The organism is Pseudomonas fluorescens (assembly GCF_004683905.1).
In the GTDB taxonomy this organism is placed as follows: Bacteria; Pseudomonadota; Gammaproteobacteria; order Pseudomonadales; family Pseudomonadaceae; genus Aquipseudomonas; species Aquipseudomonas putida_A.
Genome location: NZ_CP038438.1, coordinates 4,548,145 through 4,561,862, shown reverse-complemented (window position 1 = coordinate 4,561,862; position 13,718 = coordinate 4,548,145). Strand labels below are relative to the sequence as shown.

General features: G+C 61.2%; 12 protein-coding genes and 3 pseudogenes. 5 read left to right on the top strand and 10 right to left on the bottom strand.

What is annotated here, in order from left to right:
• Positions 1-332 precede the first annotated feature (332 nt).
• Both E4T63_RS21015 and E4T63_RS21010 read right to left on the bottom strand, forming a co-directional pair.
• Positions 333-1,949 carry an inorganic phosphate transporter gene (locus tag E4T63_RS21015; RefSeq protein ID WP_115989069.1) on the bottom strand — a complete coding sequence of 539 codons (1,617 nt, stop codon included), beginning with the start codon at positions 1,947-1,949 and terminating at the stop codon, positions 333-335.
• A 334-nt stretch (positions 1,950-2,283) separates the two neighbouring features.
• Positions 2,284-3,306, bottom strand: a complete 1,023-nt coding sequence (locus tag E4T63_RS21010) for a transporter (RefSeq protein ID WP_027612604.1) — start codon at positions 3,304-3,306, stop codon at positions 2,284-2,286.
• A 413-nt stretch (positions 3,307-3,719) separates the two neighbouring features.
• Between E4T63_RS21010 and E4T63_RS29040 the strand changes: the two are divergent.
• The 3 genes and pseudogenes from E4T63_RS29040 to E4T63_RS21000 all read left to right on the top strand — a co-directional run.
• Positions 3,720-4,409 (top strand): annotated as a pseudogene (locus E4T63_RS29040) (methyl-accepting chemotaxis protein); the annotation flags it as partial.
• 165 nt (positions 4,410-4,574) lie between these two features.
• Positions 4,575-5,342: a methyl-accepting chemotaxis protein gene (locus tag E4T63_RS29035; RefSeq protein WP_371921119.1), complete on the top strand. Its 768-nt coding sequence runs from the start codon at positions 4,575-4,577 to the stop codon at positions 5,340-5,342.
• Between the two features lie 110 nt (positions 5,343-5,452).
• A complete protein-coding gene (locus E4T63_RS21000; RefSeq protein WP_096795042.1) occupies positions 5,453-5,899 on the top strand; it encodes a hypothetical protein in 447 nt (148 codons plus the stop codon).
• A 126-nt stretch (positions 5,900-6,025) separates the two neighbouring features.
• On the opposite strand, the gene E4T63_RS20990 is transcribed toward E4T63_RS21000, so the two are convergent.
• The 3 genes from E4T63_RS20990 to E4T63_RS20980 all read right to left on the bottom strand — a co-directional run bounded on the left by E4T63_RS20990 (position 6,026) and on the right by E4T63_RS20980 (position 8,931).
• Entirely contained in the window at positions 6,026-7,201 is a 1,176-nt protein-coding gene (locus tag E4T63_RS20990) for a GAF domain-containing sensor histidine kinase (RefSeq protein ID WP_135296383.1), read from the bottom strand.
• A gap of 161 nt (positions 7,202-7,362) precedes the next feature.
• The gene (locus E4T63_RS20985) at positions 7,363-7,668 is read right to left on the bottom strand and encodes a PepSY domain-containing protein (protein ID WP_007917758.1); all 306 of its coding nucleotides are present in this window, start codon (positions 7,666-7,668) and stop codon (positions 7,363-7,365) included.
• Positions 7,669-7,806: 138 nt separating this feature from the next.
• The gene (locus E4T63_RS20980; protein ID WP_135296382.1) at positions 7,807-8,931 is read right to left on the bottom strand and encodes a glycerophosphodiester phosphodiesterase; all 1,125 of its coding nucleotides are present in this window, start codon (positions 8,929-8,931) and stop codon (positions 7,807-7,809) included.
• Positions 8,932-9,153: 222 nt separating this feature from the next.
• On the opposite strand from E4T63_RS20980, the gene E4T63_RS20975 reads away from it, so the two are divergent.
• Positions 9,154-9,480 carry a DUF2025 family protein gene (locus E4T63_RS20975; protein ID WP_095137098.1) on the top strand — a complete coding sequence of 109 codons (327 nt, stop codon included), beginning with the start codon at positions 9,154-9,156 and terminating at the stop codon, positions 9,478-9,480.
• 204 nt (positions 9,481-9,684) lie between these two features.
• On the opposite strand, the gene E4T63_RS20970 is transcribed toward E4T63_RS20975, so the two are convergent.
• A complete protein-coding gene (locus E4T63_RS20970; protein ID WP_135296381.1) occupies positions 9,685-9,999 on the bottom strand; it encodes an antibiotic biosynthesis monooxygenase family protein in 315 nt (104 codons plus the stop codon).
• Positions 9,996-10,697: a CTP synthase C-terminal region-related (seleno)protein gene (locus tag E4T63_RS20965; protein ID WP_135296380.1), complete on the bottom strand. Its 702-nt coding sequence runs from the start codon at positions 10,695-10,697 to the stop codon at positions 9,996-9,998. The genes E4T63_RS20970 and E4T63_RS20965 overlap by 4 nt, the downstream gene beginning before the upstream one ends.
• A gap of 52 nt (positions 10,698-10,749) precedes the next feature.
• On the opposite strand from E4T63_RS20965, the gene E4T63_RS20960 reads away from it, so the two are divergent.
• The gene (locus tag E4T63_RS20960) at positions 10,750-11,691 is read left to right on the top strand and encodes a LysR family transcriptional regulator (RefSeq protein ID WP_115990497.1); all 942 of its coding nucleotides are present in this window, start codon (positions 10,750-10,752) and stop codon (positions 11,689-11,691) included.
• Here E4T63_RS20960 and E4T63_RS20955 read toward each other — a convergent pair whose 3' ends face one another.
• The 3 genes and pseudogenes from E4T63_RS20955 to E4T63_RS29025 all read right to left on the bottom strand — a co-directional run.
• On the bottom strand, positions 11,692-12,225 hold the full coding sequence (locus tag E4T63_RS20955; RefSeq protein WP_135296379.1) for a DUF1003 domain-containing protein: 534 nt from the start codon (positions 12,223-12,225) through the stop codon (positions 11,692-11,694).
• Between the two features lie 185 nt (positions 12,226-12,410).
• Positions 12,411-12,848: pseudogene (locus E4T63_RS29030) on the bottom strand (methyl-accepting chemotaxis protein); the annotation flags it as partial.
• A 156-nt stretch (positions 12,849-13,004) separates the two neighbouring features.
• A pseudogene (locus E4T63_RS29025) lies at positions 13,005-13,640 on the bottom strand (PAS domain-containing protein); the annotation flags it as partial.
• Positions 13,641-13,718: the final 78 nt, after the last annotated feature.

Here is a 13,718-nt window from a genome sequence, read left to right as displayed (position 1 = left end):
GCATCGATGTTGACTGATCTGACGCCTTCGCGAGCAAGCCCGCTCCCACAGGGGTGGGCGGTGGGTGAAGTATTCGGGGCTGGTCGCGATCCAGGGTGGGAGTGGGCTTGCCCACGAAGAGGCCGGCCCATTCAGCATCGATGTTGACTGATCTGACGCCTTCGCGAGCAAGCCCGCTCCCACAGGGGTGGGCGGTGGGTGAAGTATTCGGGGCTGGTCGCGATCCAGGGTGGGAGTGGGCTTGCTCACGAAGAGGCCGGCCCATTCAGCATCATTGTTGACTGACCTGACGCTTTCGCGAGCAAGCCAGCTCCCACAGGGATCTAAGTCGATCAGAAGATCTGGGTGAACAGCCAGTACAGGCTGCCCGACAGCAGAATCGCCGCCGGCAAGGTCAGCACCCACGCCATCAGCAGATTGCGGATGGTCTTCATCTGCAAACCACCGCCATTGGCGACCATGGTCCCGGCCACACCCGATGACAGCACGTGGGTGGTCGACACCGGCAAACCGAACATGTCCGCCGCGCCGATGGTCAGCATCGCCACGGTTTCCGCTGAGGCGCCCTGGGCGTAGGTCAGGTGGGTCTTGCCGATCTTTTCGCCGACCGTCACCACAATTCGTTTCCAGCCAACCATGGTGCCGAGGCCCAGAGCGATGGCCACGGCGATCTTCACCCACAGCGGGATAAAGCGCGTGGCGTTGTCGATCTGCTGCTTGAACAGTTGCAGTTTGTCAGTGGTGTCGGCGTCGAAATTGCCGACCTTGTTTTTGTCCATCAGGCGAATGCTTTCGCTGGCCAGGTACATGTCGTTACGCACGTTGCCCATGGCCTCGGCCGGGACTTTCGACAGCGAGCCATAGCCTTTCACCTCCTCGCCAATATGCCCGGTGAGAGCGGCGAGGGCGGGGATCAGTTGCGGCGTGGCTTGCTTGCTGCGCACGTAATCGGACAGCACCGGACGCGGATCCACCGGGGCCGGCAGCGGAGTGTTTTTCACCAGCGCTTGCTGGGTGACTTCGGCGACGGCAGCGAACTGCAGCGCCTGATCGGCGGGCATGGTGCGGTTCAACGCGTAAGCCATCGGCAAGGTGCCAACCAGAATCAGCATGATCAGACCCATGCCTTTCTGCCCGTCGTTGGAGCCGTGGGCGAAAGACACACCAGTGCAGGTGGCGATCAGCAAACCGCGAATCCACCACGGTGGCGGGTTGTTGCCTTCCGGCGCCTTGTACAGCGCGCGATTCTTGATGAAGGCGCGCATGGCCAGCAGCAACAGCGCCGCGCAGCCGAAGCCCACCAGCGGCGACAGCAGCAGGGCGTAACCGATCTTGGTCGCCTGCGCCCAGTCCACGCCGCTGGTGCCGTCGCGCCCGTGCATCAAGGCATTGGCCACGCCGACGCCGATGATCGAACCGATCAAGGTGTGCGACGACGAGGCCGGCAGGCCCAGCCACCAGGTACCGAGGTTCCAGAGGATCGCTGCGATCAGCAGGGCGAAGATCATCGCGAACCCGGCGGACGAACCGACCTGCAGAATCAGCTCCACCGGCAGCAGGGCGATGATGCCGAACGCCACCGCGCCACTGGACAGCAACACCCCGAGGAAGTTGAAGAAGCCCGACCAGACCACCGCCACATTCGGCGGCAGCGAGTGGGTGTAAATCACTGTCGCGACCGCGTTGGCGGTGTCGTGGAAACCGTTGACGAACTCAAAGCCCAGCGCAATCAGCAGCGCCACGCCGAGCAGCAAAAACGGGGTCCAGGTGGTGACGGTGGTGCCCAGTTCATGCATGTCGTGCATCAGGCTGTAAGCGGTGAACAGCATCCCCATGGCGAGCACCGCGAAGAACACCACGTAAGTGAACGGCCCGGGTTTTTTATCAAGTGCCGGCCGGCCGCCGTGGGCGGACGTGGGGCGGGCGGCGGTCAGGGAGGGAGTAGCCATGAGCGGACAATCCTGAGCGAGGGAAGGAGTGTCGGTCATGATCGTTGCTAAATATTACAGAGAGACTGCGGCAGGTCAGTGTTTGGCGGATTAGCCTCACCGCTGATCTGTTGAGCCCATTCCTGAGTGCAGGAGGGGAAGTTGATTTAAGGTGAGCTGTTTGTGGTGAGGGGATTTATCCCCGATGGGTTGCGAAGCAGCCCCAAAAACCATTCATCTCGGTTTATCAGCTAAAACGCGTCCACCGGATATACGACTGCTACGCAGCCGATCGGGGATAAATCCCCTCGCCACAGGACCTCTGTCACCACAATGGATCTGTGGTGGGCAAGGGTCAGTAATCCCCACGTTTACGAAACGCCCAGCGCCCGGCAATCACGGTAAACGTCGCGACCAGCGCCACCAGAATCCAGAACCCCTCGGGATCCGTCGCCAGCGGTACACCCCCCACGTTCATGCCGAAGAAACCGGCGATGATGTTGATCGGCAGCGCCAGCACCGTGACCACGGTCAAGGTGAACAGGGTGCGGTTGCTCTGTTCGTTGAGGTTGGCGGCGATTTCTTCCTGGAGCAGTTTGATCCGCTCGCCGAGGGCGGTGAGGTCGTTGATGATCAGCGCGAACTCCTCGGTGGATTTGCGCAGCTCCTTGACGTCCTCCTTCTGCAGCCACGGCGGCGGACGATTGAGCAGGCGCAGCAAGGATCCCGGCTCCAGCGCCAACAGCCGTTGCAGGCGTACCAGCACCCGGCGGTTGGCGCCGAGTTCGGCGCGGTTGGTCGACAGGCGTGAGGAGAGCAATTCGTCCTCGACTAGATCGACGCTCATGCTGGTCTTGCGCACGATCTGCGTCAGCACTTCACCCTGATCACGCAGCAAGTGCACCAGCAGTTCCGACGGCGAGCGAAAGCATTCGCCGGCCTTCACCGACGAACGCAATTTGTCCACCGAGTGCAGCGGCTGCAGGCGTGCGCTGACGATCAGTTTGCTGCGCACGCAGACCCACAGCGTCGACACGTCTGAGGAAACCATGCTGCTGAGGTTGAACACCACGTCGTTGACCACTGCCAGCAACGCCGAATCAACGTGTTCGATGCGCGTCGAGCGCGAACCTTCGTGCAGCGCCTCGAAAAACTCTTCGGGCAATTGCAGATGACTCTTCATCCAGCGCTCGCACGCGGCGTGCGCCAGGTTCAGGTGCAGCCAGAGGAATTCATCACTGTCGCTGTCGTCTTGCAGACAACGCAGGGCGGTCGCCGAATCGACTTCGCGGCCACGTTCACCGGGACGAAAACGGAAGCCGTAAAGCAAACCGAACAAATCAGGATCGCGATGACTGAGATCAAGGCTGTGGTTCATGGAGGCTCGCTGCGAGGAGGGCGCGTCGGTCGCGGAATGGCAGGTTCACTGAGCCGCATCATCGCAATCACACATGACGCTTGTGTGACTGCAAAATGACAGTGATCGTGATCATTACCGGCAATCCTGTGGGAGGGGGCTTGCTCCCGAATGCGGATGATCATTGAGTGATGATGTGGATGACACGCCGCTTTCGCGAGCAAGCCCGCTCCCACCCCTGGGCCATGGTCGATCACAGTCTCTTAATTCACCTACCAATGGTCGGATTTTCTTCAAGAAGCGCTCTGGTACGCCGATCACGCTTGGGTTACGTTGCGCGCGCTTGGCCATGAGCCAAGGCTCGCCGACACGGATGTCCGGCAAAATTCCACGCCTTACCGGGCGTGCCTCATCCCTGTCCTGAGTATCTCGCGATGCTGCAAAAATCCTTGAGAGCACAAATTCTCGCCCTGCTGGGCGGCAGCCTGCTGGCGATGCTGTTGATCGCACTGGCCTGCTTTCATTTCCTGTCCAACGGCGTGCAGAACTACAGCCAGTTGATCGCCGGCCCCTTGCACACCTCACAATTGATTGACGAGGCCAACCTGCAATTCAAGGTGCAGGTGCAGGAGTGGAAAAACGTCTTGCTGCGCGGCAAGCAACCGGCGGACCTGGCCAAGTACTGGAGCCAGTTCGAAGATCGTCAGCGCGATGTGCAGAACATTCTCGGTGAACTGGCCGGTCAGAAAGGCCTTGAGCCGGCGCTGAAATCCCGCATCGAACGCTTGCGTGATGAGCACCGCCAACTCGGCAGCGCCTACCAGAAGGGCCGCGATGCCTATGTCGCTGCGGGTGCCGATCCAACGGCTGGCGACAGCGCCGTCAAAGGCGTGGACCGCGCCACCAGCGATCAGATGAGCGAACTGGTCGCCGAGCTGCGCAAGCAGGGCACCGAACAGTCGGCGCAAATCAGCGCCAGTGCCGACAGCACCGTGCTGCTGGGGATACTGGTGATGCTCGGCTCGGGTCTGCTGATCGGCTTGCTGAGCCTGTGGCTGGTCAACCGCAACCTGATCGAGCCGATCCGCAAGCTGATCGACTACGTCACCCAGTTGAGCCGTGGGCGCCTAGCCGAACGCGTTGCCAACGACCGTCAGGACGAGTTGGGCAACCTCGCCGCCGCGGCCAATACCCTGCGTGATTTCCTCGCCGAAACCTTCACTCATCTGCAACGCAGCGCCAGTGATCTGGACAGCGCCAGCGGCGAACTGAATGCGATCGCCACGACCATGGCCGGCGGCACCAACGAGCAGTTCAACCGCACCGATCAGGTGGCCACGGCGATGAACGAAATGTCTGCCACTGCCCAGGAAGTCGCCCGTCACGCGGCGGATGCGGCGCGCGCCGCCGACGATGCCGACCAGTCTGCCCAGCAGGGTGAAAAGGTCATGCAGGGCACCATCCACACCATCACTAAGATGCGTGGCGAAATTGCCAACACCGCTGAAGTGATTCGTCGTCTGGAAAGCGACAGCGGCCGCATCGGCAAGGTGCTGGAAGTGATTCGCGGCATCGCCGAGCAGACCAACCTGCTGGCGCTTAACGCGGCGATTGAAGCGGCGCGGGCCGGTGAAGCCGGACGCGGTTTTGCGGTGGTCGCTGACGAGGTGCGCAATCTGGCGCAGCGTACGGCCGAGTCGATCATCGAGATCAACCAGATCATTCAAAACGTGCAGACCGGTGCCGTGGACGCTGCGCAAGCGATCGAAAGCGGTCAGGCGCGCAGCGACGAAAGCGTCGAGCAAGTGACTCAGGCCGGTGCGATGCTGGAGCGCATCACCCACGCCGTGGAAGCGATCCGCGACATGAACCGCCAGATCGCCACCGCCGCCGAAGAGCAGACCTCGGTGGCCGAAGACATCTCGCGCAACCTGACCGAGATCACGTCCATCGCCAGCACCAACCTCAACAGCGTGCAGCGCACCGAAAGCGCCAGCCAGAACCTGCATGGCCTGTCCGGGCAACTCAATGAAGTCACCGCGCGCCTGAGCGCCTGACGTCCGCCGACGTGTACCGGTTCGGTTACCGAGTCGGTACACAGTCGATCTCAAATCCGTGCGAGTGCCGCCGATGGCCGGTTATCTATAACCGGCATTGGAGCCCTCCCATGGTCAGCATCACCTCTGTTTCGATCAATCAGACCGTCAGCACCGCCACCAGCAAGACCAGGATCAGCGACGCGAGTGACGACACCTCGACCCCTGCAACCAGCAGCGCGGGCGTCAGCGCCGATACCAGCAAAGTGGCGGCTGGCGGGGGCGCGGCTCCGGCGGGCGACAGCAGTTCCGACAGCAGCGGTGAGTCGGATTCGGTGAAAGAATTGCGCAAGCAGATCGCCGAGCTGCAAAAGCAATTGCAGGAGCAACAGCAAGCGCTGCAAGCGGCTCAGGCCAAGCAGGAAGACGCGGATGCCAAGGCTGCCGACGTGGCGTCCGCCGAGTCGCAAATCTCCAGCACTTCGGCTTCGTTGCAGACGGCGACGGCGGCGTTGTTGCAGGCGTTGCAGGATTCCGGGTCGAGCAGCTCGGGGTCGTTGGTCAGCACTTCGGCTTAAGCATCACCGCAATACTTTTGTGGGAGCGGGCTTGCTCGCGAATGCGGTGTTTCAGTCACCGAAAATATTGACTGACACGACGCCTTCGCGAGCAAGCCCGCTCCCACAGGGGATTTGTGGTGTGTCTCAGATTGTGGGCAGGCTGAAGGTGAACAGCGTGCCGCTCTGTGCGGTGGACGCCACATGCAAATGCCCGCCATGGGACTGGGCGATCTGGCTGGCGATATACAGCCCCAGACCGAGCCCGGCCTGGGGCGCGCTGCCGGTCGGGCGCGAGTAAGGCTGGAACAGGTGCGGCAGGATCGCCTCGGGAATATGCCCCTGATTCTTCACCCCCAGCATCAGCGCACCGTGCTCGACTTGCGCGATGACCTCAATGTCGCCCTCCGGGTCGCCATGGGCCACGGCATTGGCCAACAGGTTCGACAGCAGTTGAGCGATCCGCGCGCGGTCACAGGGCAAGCCCTGCAAGTCGCCGATGGACGCACGAATCGTGCGCTGCGGATGCACATTGCGAATCTCCGTCACCACCTGTTGCACGGCTTCGGTCAAATCCGCGCAGGGCTGGATATCCACCGGAATACCCCTGCCCAACCGTCCGCGTGCAAAGTCGAGCACATCATCCACCAACCGCGTTGCCCTTTGCGCACTGCCAAGGATATTGCGTACCCGCACTTCGATGGCCGGATCCGGATGCTTGCGCAGAAGCATTTCGGCGCCAGCGCTGATGGCGAACAACGGGTTGCGCAAGTCGTGGCCGAGAACGGCGATGAACTGTTCGCGCAACTCGGCGGTTTCGCGCTCCTGCAACAACGCGGTTTCGGTGCGCTGCGCGTTTTCCTCGGCTTCGATCTGCAACGCGAGCATCCGTGCGAACGACTCCATGGTGCTCTGGATGCTGCTCGACTTGAGTTGTGCCGGGTTCGGATCGAGGGCGCAGATGGTGCCGAAAAACCGTCCGTCAGTGCGGAACACCGGCACCGAGATATAGCTCTCGAATTTGTACAGGCGCGGGGTGTGATGATCGCGGTAGAGCGGGTCTTCGCTGGCCTTGTCGATCACCACCGAGGTGTGCGCAGCACGGATTTCGTGGCACAGCGTGGTGACCACATCCAGCTCGCCACCAACCTGCAGGCCGAAATCCAGCTGATCGAGGACGGCGCAGGCTGTCCACGAATCTTCGGTAACCCGCGCTACGGCGGCAAAGCGCAGGCCGGTCAGTTCGCGGATCACCTGAAGGATCGCCGGAACCGCGCTGATCCGTCCGATTGTCGCGATGTCTGCTGCCGCTGTCTGCCCCATGCCCATCGCTCTCGGCTGCAATCGTTTATCTGATGCTCGCCATACTAGCGGTCTGATGGCGGTTTTGGCATCCCTTCAGGCTGCATCCGCGTGATTCGCCGGGCAACGGACGCAAAAAAGCCGCACGATCGCTGATCGTGCGGCTTTGCTTTGGCGGTGTATCAGGTGTCTTGCTTGTTGCTCAGCACTTTGCCGGTGGTGGCATCGAAATCGACGTCGAACTCTTTGCCGTCGGCGGTTTTCAGCTCGACTTCGTACTCGTAACCGTTGAAGTGGTTATCCAGATCGGTGTCGGTGATGGTCGCACCCGGGTGCAGTTTCAGCGCTTCGGCGTTCATCGACTCCAGCGACTTGATCTTGCCGGATTTGACCAACTCAGGGATCTGGTCGACACGCACATCGGCTTGGGCCAGGCCAGCAGTCAGGGTCAGGGCTGCGGCGGTAAACAGGGCAGTCAAAGTTTTCATCGGGTCATTCCTTGGGTTGTTCGTTGAAGTGGGCTCAGGTTAACCACCGCAACTTAACTCACCCTTAAAACCCCACATCGCGTGCAGCGCTCTTGTAGGAGTGAGCCTGCTCGCGATGCGGACAACCCGGTCTGCTGATCAGAACCCGTTGTTCTTCAACACCTGATCAACACTGGCACTGGCCGGGCGCTTGTAGAACTTCAACAGTTCGCTGGCGCGGTTGGTGAAGATGCCATCAACGCCGGCCGCCATGACTTTCTCGAAATCCACCGGCTCATCGACGGTGTAGACGTGCACCAGCATGCCCTGATCGTGGGTGTACTGGTTCATCCACGGTTGCACCAGATCCGAATAGCTCTGGTCGCCGCCCTTGGTCAGCTTGGCCGAAGGGCCGGTGCCGATGGCGCCGTGAGCCTTGGCGAAATCCACCCATTGCTTGAATTCGGCTTCGGATTTCGGCTCCTGCTTGCCGTAGAACACGTTCTTGTCCTTCTCGCCGGACTCGGCAAAGGTCACCTTCGATTTCGGCTCGATGCTGCCTTCGCCGACCCACAGCAGCAGGATTTTCGGCACTTGCGGCATTTCCTTTTGCAGCAGTTCGAGGCTGTTCTTCTCGAAAGTCTGCAGGATCACCTTGCCTTTGCCCTGGCCGACGGCCAACTCGCTTTTCGCCAGTTTCGAACCGGCCGGGCTCAGCCAGCCGCGATCTTGCAGCTTCTCTTTGAGGTCATGCTCGATGCCCGGAAACAGCTGCGGCTCCTTGGTTTCAATGTAAAGACCCGGCTTGTGTTTCGGGTTGGCCTGGGCGATGTCGATGATTTCATCGAGGGTGAGGATTTTCAGCCCGGCGTAGGACGGACGCGCGCGATCCGGGTAAGCCTTGTTGTACCAGCTGCCGGCGTCGAGGGTTTTCAGTTCGGCCATGGTGAAGGCGGTGGCCGGGCCGTCTTTACGCTCCGGGAATTTGGTCGCGACGTCGGTGGTGCGTTGCAGGTTGTTGTCGTGCAGGGCGAACAGCACGCCGTCCTTGCTGCGCTGCAAATCCATTTCCAGGTAGTCGGCACCGAGGTCGCGGGCCAGTTTGTAGGAGGCGGCGGTGGACTCCGGTGCATCAAAGGACGCGCCACGGTGAGCGATCACGGCTGGATGCGGGATGCCATGGGCGGCGGCAAGCGCGTTGACGTCAGTCTGGGCGGCGTGGGCCTGGCCGAGACCGAGCATCAGGCTCAGCATGAGGGCGCTTTTGGTGAAAGTGGCGGGCATGTTCGAGTTCCTTTCGCAGGGCATTTTCAAAGACGTACCTTTTAACAACTGAATCGATTGGGTGCTATCGCCAGACCGACATAAACGTATTAAAAGCGATTTTTCCTGCACTTTTGTGGCGCGGTTTGCAGTACGCTTGCCCTCGGCAGACGCCCCGGCAGAGGGCGCGCCGATTTCGTTGCCCTGCGTGTAAACCATCGATGATTTTTCGTGAGGTTTACCATGCGCATCACTTCCCAACTCATCTGTCAGGCCGCCGATGACCTCAAAGGTTTCGTCGGTCTCAACCGCAAGACCGGCCAGTACATCGTGCGTTTCAGCGAAGATTCGTTCGGCATGGACGTCGCCGATGACGGCATCATTCCTGTGAATGAATTCGTCTGGGCGCCGGCCTCTGAGACGACCATGACCTTGAAGCGAGAGCTGATTCAGTTGTTGCTGGACCAGAACATCGATGACCGGATCAACATCAGTGAGCCGTTGCGGGTGTACATGAGCAAGGTTGAGGTGCCGGAGATTGTGGCGGTGCGCAGTCTGGTGAAGGGTTGAAGTTTTTGTATTGACGGTACTGGCCTCTTCGCGGGCAAGCCACGCTCCCACAGGTTTTGAGTTGTTCTGAAGATCACGCTGTACCTGTGGGAGCTGGCTTGCCAGCGATGAGGCCGGTGAGAACACCACCCAATTCAAAGCCCAAACGCGGTACCTGTGGGAGCGAGCTTGCTCGCGAAGAGGCCAGTCAGCGCGCCGTCAAAGTCACTGCCCAAACCGATACTCGCGCTCCACCCGACACACCCGGGTCTGAAACTTCGAATACCACTGCCCCCGGCCGCGCGCCTGAATCACCCGGTGTTCGGGATGCTCGCGCCAGGCCAGAATCGCCGCCTCGCTCTGCCAGTACGAAATGGTGATCCCGACCCCGTCTTCCCCACGAATCGAATCAATGCCGAGAAACCCCGGTTGCCGGCTGACCAGTTCCATCATCCGTTCCGACGCCGCCGCATAACCGTTGTCACCCTCGGTGCGGGTCGAGGTGAAAATCACCGCAAAGCAAGGCTCGTTCGGCTTCATGGACGTCGCTCCGTACACGCTTCGACAAACGCCCGCACCAGTGGCGGGATGTTGCCCTTGAGCGCTGCGCGTTCCGGTTGAAACAGCGTGGCGACAAAAAACACATGGTCAGTCAATTCGATCGCGCGCAAGTCACCTGCCGAATCATGCCCCACGGCGCGTAGCTGATGGCTCAGCAATTCTCGTTGGAACTGCGGATTCACCCCGAAGCGGCAGCGATAGCCTTCAAGAATTTCGGACGTTTCGTACGCCTTGGCGATCAACGAACCGGCGACCAGATGAATGCTGTCCACCGCCTCCACCAACGAACAGGTCAGCGGTGTGAGCACGGCTCGCGGTGAATCCGGCGATGTTTCGCCATGCTCGGCATCGGCCCAGCCCAGCACATTGCGGGAAAACTCCAGCAGCGCATGCTGAAAACCACCGCAGGTGCCGAGGAAAGGGCACTGTTGTTCGCGGGCAAAACGGATGGTCCTGAGTGCACCGGCCTCACTTTTGTAGGGGCTGCCCGGGACGCACCAGAAGCCGTCAAAGTGATCCAGCGCAGTGTCGGCGTGGATCTGCTCGGTGGGCAGCCATTCGAATTGCACATTGTGGCCGGACTGCTCGGCGATCATGCCGAGGGCAACGGGGATCGCCTTGTGAGCGGTGACTTGCGGATCGTGATCGCCGATCAGGGCGATGGAAATGGCGTCCATGGGATTTCCTTGATTTGAGTGAGTGATGAACCTCTGTGGTGAGGGTGTGCAGTTGTCGATCACCGGGGCTCACTATAGATTGGCGTTCACGCACTCAATATTGGCGTTTCCCCAAGTGATCAATGCAGCGACGCACTATCGACTCGATTACCCGGATCTGGCGCTGATCCTTGCGTTGGTGCGCGGCGGCTCTCTGGCCCGGGCTTCGCAGCTGCTCAAAGTAGACGTGTCGACGGTGTTTCGCGCGGTGCGTCGTCTGGAGTCAGCGCTGGGTCAGCAATTGTTCGAAAAGAGCCGCGCCGGGTACCTGCCAACCACCCTCGCGCAGACTCTCGCCGAGCAAGCCGAACGCGCCGAGCAGGCACTGGAAGCGGCGCGGATCGGTGTCGAGCAGGGCGGCGAAGTGGTCAGCGGCACGGTGCGCCTGACCTGCACCGACTCGGTGCTGCAAGGCCTGCTGTTGCCGGCGCTGGCGCAGTTCATGCCGAACTATCCGGCGTTGACTCTCGAGCTGAGCACCTCCAACGATTTCGCCAACCTCAACCGCCGCGATGCCGACATCGCCCTGCGCCTGACGCGTACGCCGCCAGAGCATCTGGTCGGACGGCAACTGGCGAAGATTTCCTACCGGGTCTGCGCCAGTGCGCGTTATCTGCAAAACGTCGATGCGACGGATCTGGCGGCGCTGACATGGATCGCCCCGGACGAGTTTCTGCCGGATCACCCGACCGTCGCCTGGCGCCGTCAGCAGTTGCCCGGCGTGACCCCGGCTTATCGCTGCAACAGCATGCTGTCGGTGACTGAACTGGTGCGCGGCGGACTCGGTGTGGCGGCGTTGCCGGACTTTCTCATTACCGAAGGTTTACAGGCTCTCAGCGAACCGTTGCACGGTTACGACACCGCGCTGTGGCTGCTGACCCGCCCGGACTGCCGGGCGTTGCGCTCGGTGGTCACGCTGTTCGATGAACTGGGGCGGGCACTGCGGTTGCCGTGATCAGCGTTGCGGGTTCTGGCAGATGTGCGCATGCAGTTCGCGGGTCAGGCCTTCGATGCGCTCGGTCAGACTCTTGGTCATTTCGGTGAGGCGGGTGTTCTGCTCCAGCAGTTCGAGCAGTTGCGCGGTGGTCTGCGCAGCCTGAGCCTGGCGCTCACTGTTGGCCACGGCCAGCGCTTCACGGTGTTGCGCGTCGGCGTCCGATTGCGCCTTGTCCCGCGCGGCTTGCCGGGTTTGTGCCAGCAGGATCAACGGCGCGGCGTAGGCGGCTTGCAGGCTGAACGCCAGGTTGAGCAGGATGAACGGGTAGACGTCGAACTGCGTCACGCCCAACACGTTGAGACCGATCCACACCGCGACGATCACGGTTTGCGCACCGAGGAACAGCGGCGTGCCGAAGAATCGCGCGAAGGCCTCAGCGCGCAAGGCGAACGTGTCGTTGCCGAAGGTGGTGTTGAGGTGGGCGTGGGGGCGGTGGAAGCGCAGGTGGTCGACGGGGGCGGTGGTGGGCGTTTCGGGTTTTTCTGTGGTCATGATGGGCTCGGCAGGACTTGGGACTGAAGGTCACTATAGTCCTGCATCGAGGCTTATAGCCCTTTCGCGAGCAAGCCCGCTCCACAGGGATTGAGTCGATCACTTAACTTGTGATCAACCCAGAACCTGTGGGAGCGAGCTTGCTCGCGAAAGAGACGACGCGGTCTTTCACCCTGGCAAGTCTCTCAGCCCGGCGCCCGCTCATTGGCAAACATGCTCACCGCCTGCACCGCTTCACTGGCGCCATCGCGGATCTGCAGAATCACGCTGCCGGCCTGATCCGCCAGTTCAACGCCTTGCGCCGCCCGCCCGCGAGTGCCTTCCATGCTCTTGATCGCCTGACGGGTTTCGCTTTGGATCAGGCCGATCATGTTGGAAATCTCCGCCGTCGAGCCGCTGGTACGCGCCGCCAGTTGCCGCACTTCGTCCGCCACCACCGCGAACCCGCGCCCCTGGTCCCCGGCGCGCGCCGCTTCAATCGCCGCGTTGAGCGCCAGTAGATTGGTCTGGTCGGCAATCGCGCGGATAGTGTTGACGATCGCCGTGATCTGCTCCGAGCGTTCGCCAAGTTGCGCGATCAGCGTTGATGACTGCGCGATATCGTCAGCGATTTCGCGCATCTCACTGGCCGCCTGCTGGATCACCTGAGTGCCTTGCTCGGCGACTTTCCGGGTTTCCACCGAGATGTGATAAGCAGCGCTGGCGCTGCGCGCATCGTGCTCGTGCTGCTCGACGCGGGCGGTGACGTCCGTGGCGAATTTCACCACTTTGCACAACCGCCCGGCAGCGTCGTATACCGGGTTGTAGTTGGCCTCCAGCCACACACTCTGGCCGCGCTTGTCGACGCGTTCGAACTGACCCTGAAACAGCTCACCCTGATTCAACCGCCGCCAGAAATCCTCATAGGCGCTGCTGTTGACCAGCTCCGCCCGGCAGAACAAACGGTGATGTTTACCCTTCAGTTCAGCGAGCGTGTAACCCATGCGCGTCAGAAAATTCTGGTTGGCGGTGAGAATGCCGCCGTTGAGGTCGAATTCGATCACCGCCATTGCCCGGTCGATCGCCTGCAGCTTGGCGTTGGCCTCGCTTTCCTGCTGGACTTTGGTCGTCACGTCCATGGCGAACTTGACCACTTTGACCACGCGCCCCGACGCATCCTTGATCGGGTTGTAGTTGGCTTCCAGCCAGACCGGCTGGCCCTGGCTGTTGATCCGCTCGAAGGTGCCGGACTGGAACTGGCCGTTTTTCAGGCGCGACCACAGTTCGGTGTATTGCGCGCTGCGGCCAAACTCTGCGGTGCAGAACAAGCGATGCGGCTGGCCGATCACCTGTTCGGCGCGGTAACCCATGGTTTTGAGGAAGTTGTCATTGGCCTTTAGCACTACGCCTTCAAGGTCGAACTCGATCACCGCCATGGAGCGATTGATCGCTTCAAGCAGGCCGTTCTGTTCGGTGATGGTGTGTTGAAGGTCGTTGAGTTCGGACTGGTGGCG

Coding starts and splice junctions, on each gene's coding strand:
- E4T63_RS20970 (WP_135296381.1), bottom strand. CDS start 9,999: ATGAAGCCGAACGAGCCTTGCTTTGCGGTGATTTTCACCTCGACCCGC.
- E4T63_RS20990 (WP_135296383.1), bottom strand. CDS start 7,201: ATGGGGCAGACAGCGGCAGCAGACATCGCGACAATCGGACGGATCAGC.
- E4T63_RS20980 (WP_135296382.1), bottom strand. CDS start 8,931: ATGCCCGCCACTTTCACCAAAAGCGCCCTCATGCTGAGCCTGATGCTC.
- E4T63_RS21010 (WP_027612604.1), bottom strand. CDS start 3,306: ATGAACCACAGCCTTGATCTCAGTCATCGCGATCCTGATTTGTTCGGT.
- E4T63_RS20975 (WP_095137098.1), top strand. CDS start 9,154: ATGCGCATCACTTCCCAACTCATCTGTCAGGCCGCCGATGACCTCAAA.
- E4T63_RS20955 (WP_135296379.1), bottom strand. CDS start 12,225: ATGACCACAGAAAAACCCGAAACGCCCACCACCGCCCCCGTCGACCAC.
- E4T63_RS21000 (WP_096795042.1), top strand. CDS start 5,453: ATGGTCAGCATCACCTCTGTTTCGATCAATCAGACCGTCAGCACCGCC.
- E4T63_RS21015 (WP_115989069.1), bottom strand. CDS start 1,949: ATGGCTACTCCCTCCCTGACCGCCGCCCGCCCCACGTCCGCCCACGGC.
- E4T63_RS20985 (WP_007917758.1), bottom strand. CDS start 7,668: ATGAAAACTTTGACTGCCCTGTTTACCGCCGCAGCCCTGACCCTGACT.
- E4T63_RS29035 (WP_371921119.1), top strand. CDS start 4,575: ATGGCCGGCGGCACCAACGAGCAGTTCAACCGCACCGATCAGGTGGCC.
- E4T63_RS20965 (WP_135296380.1), bottom strand. CDS start 10,697: ATGGACGCCATTTCCATCGCCCTGATCGGCGATCACGATCCGCAAGTC.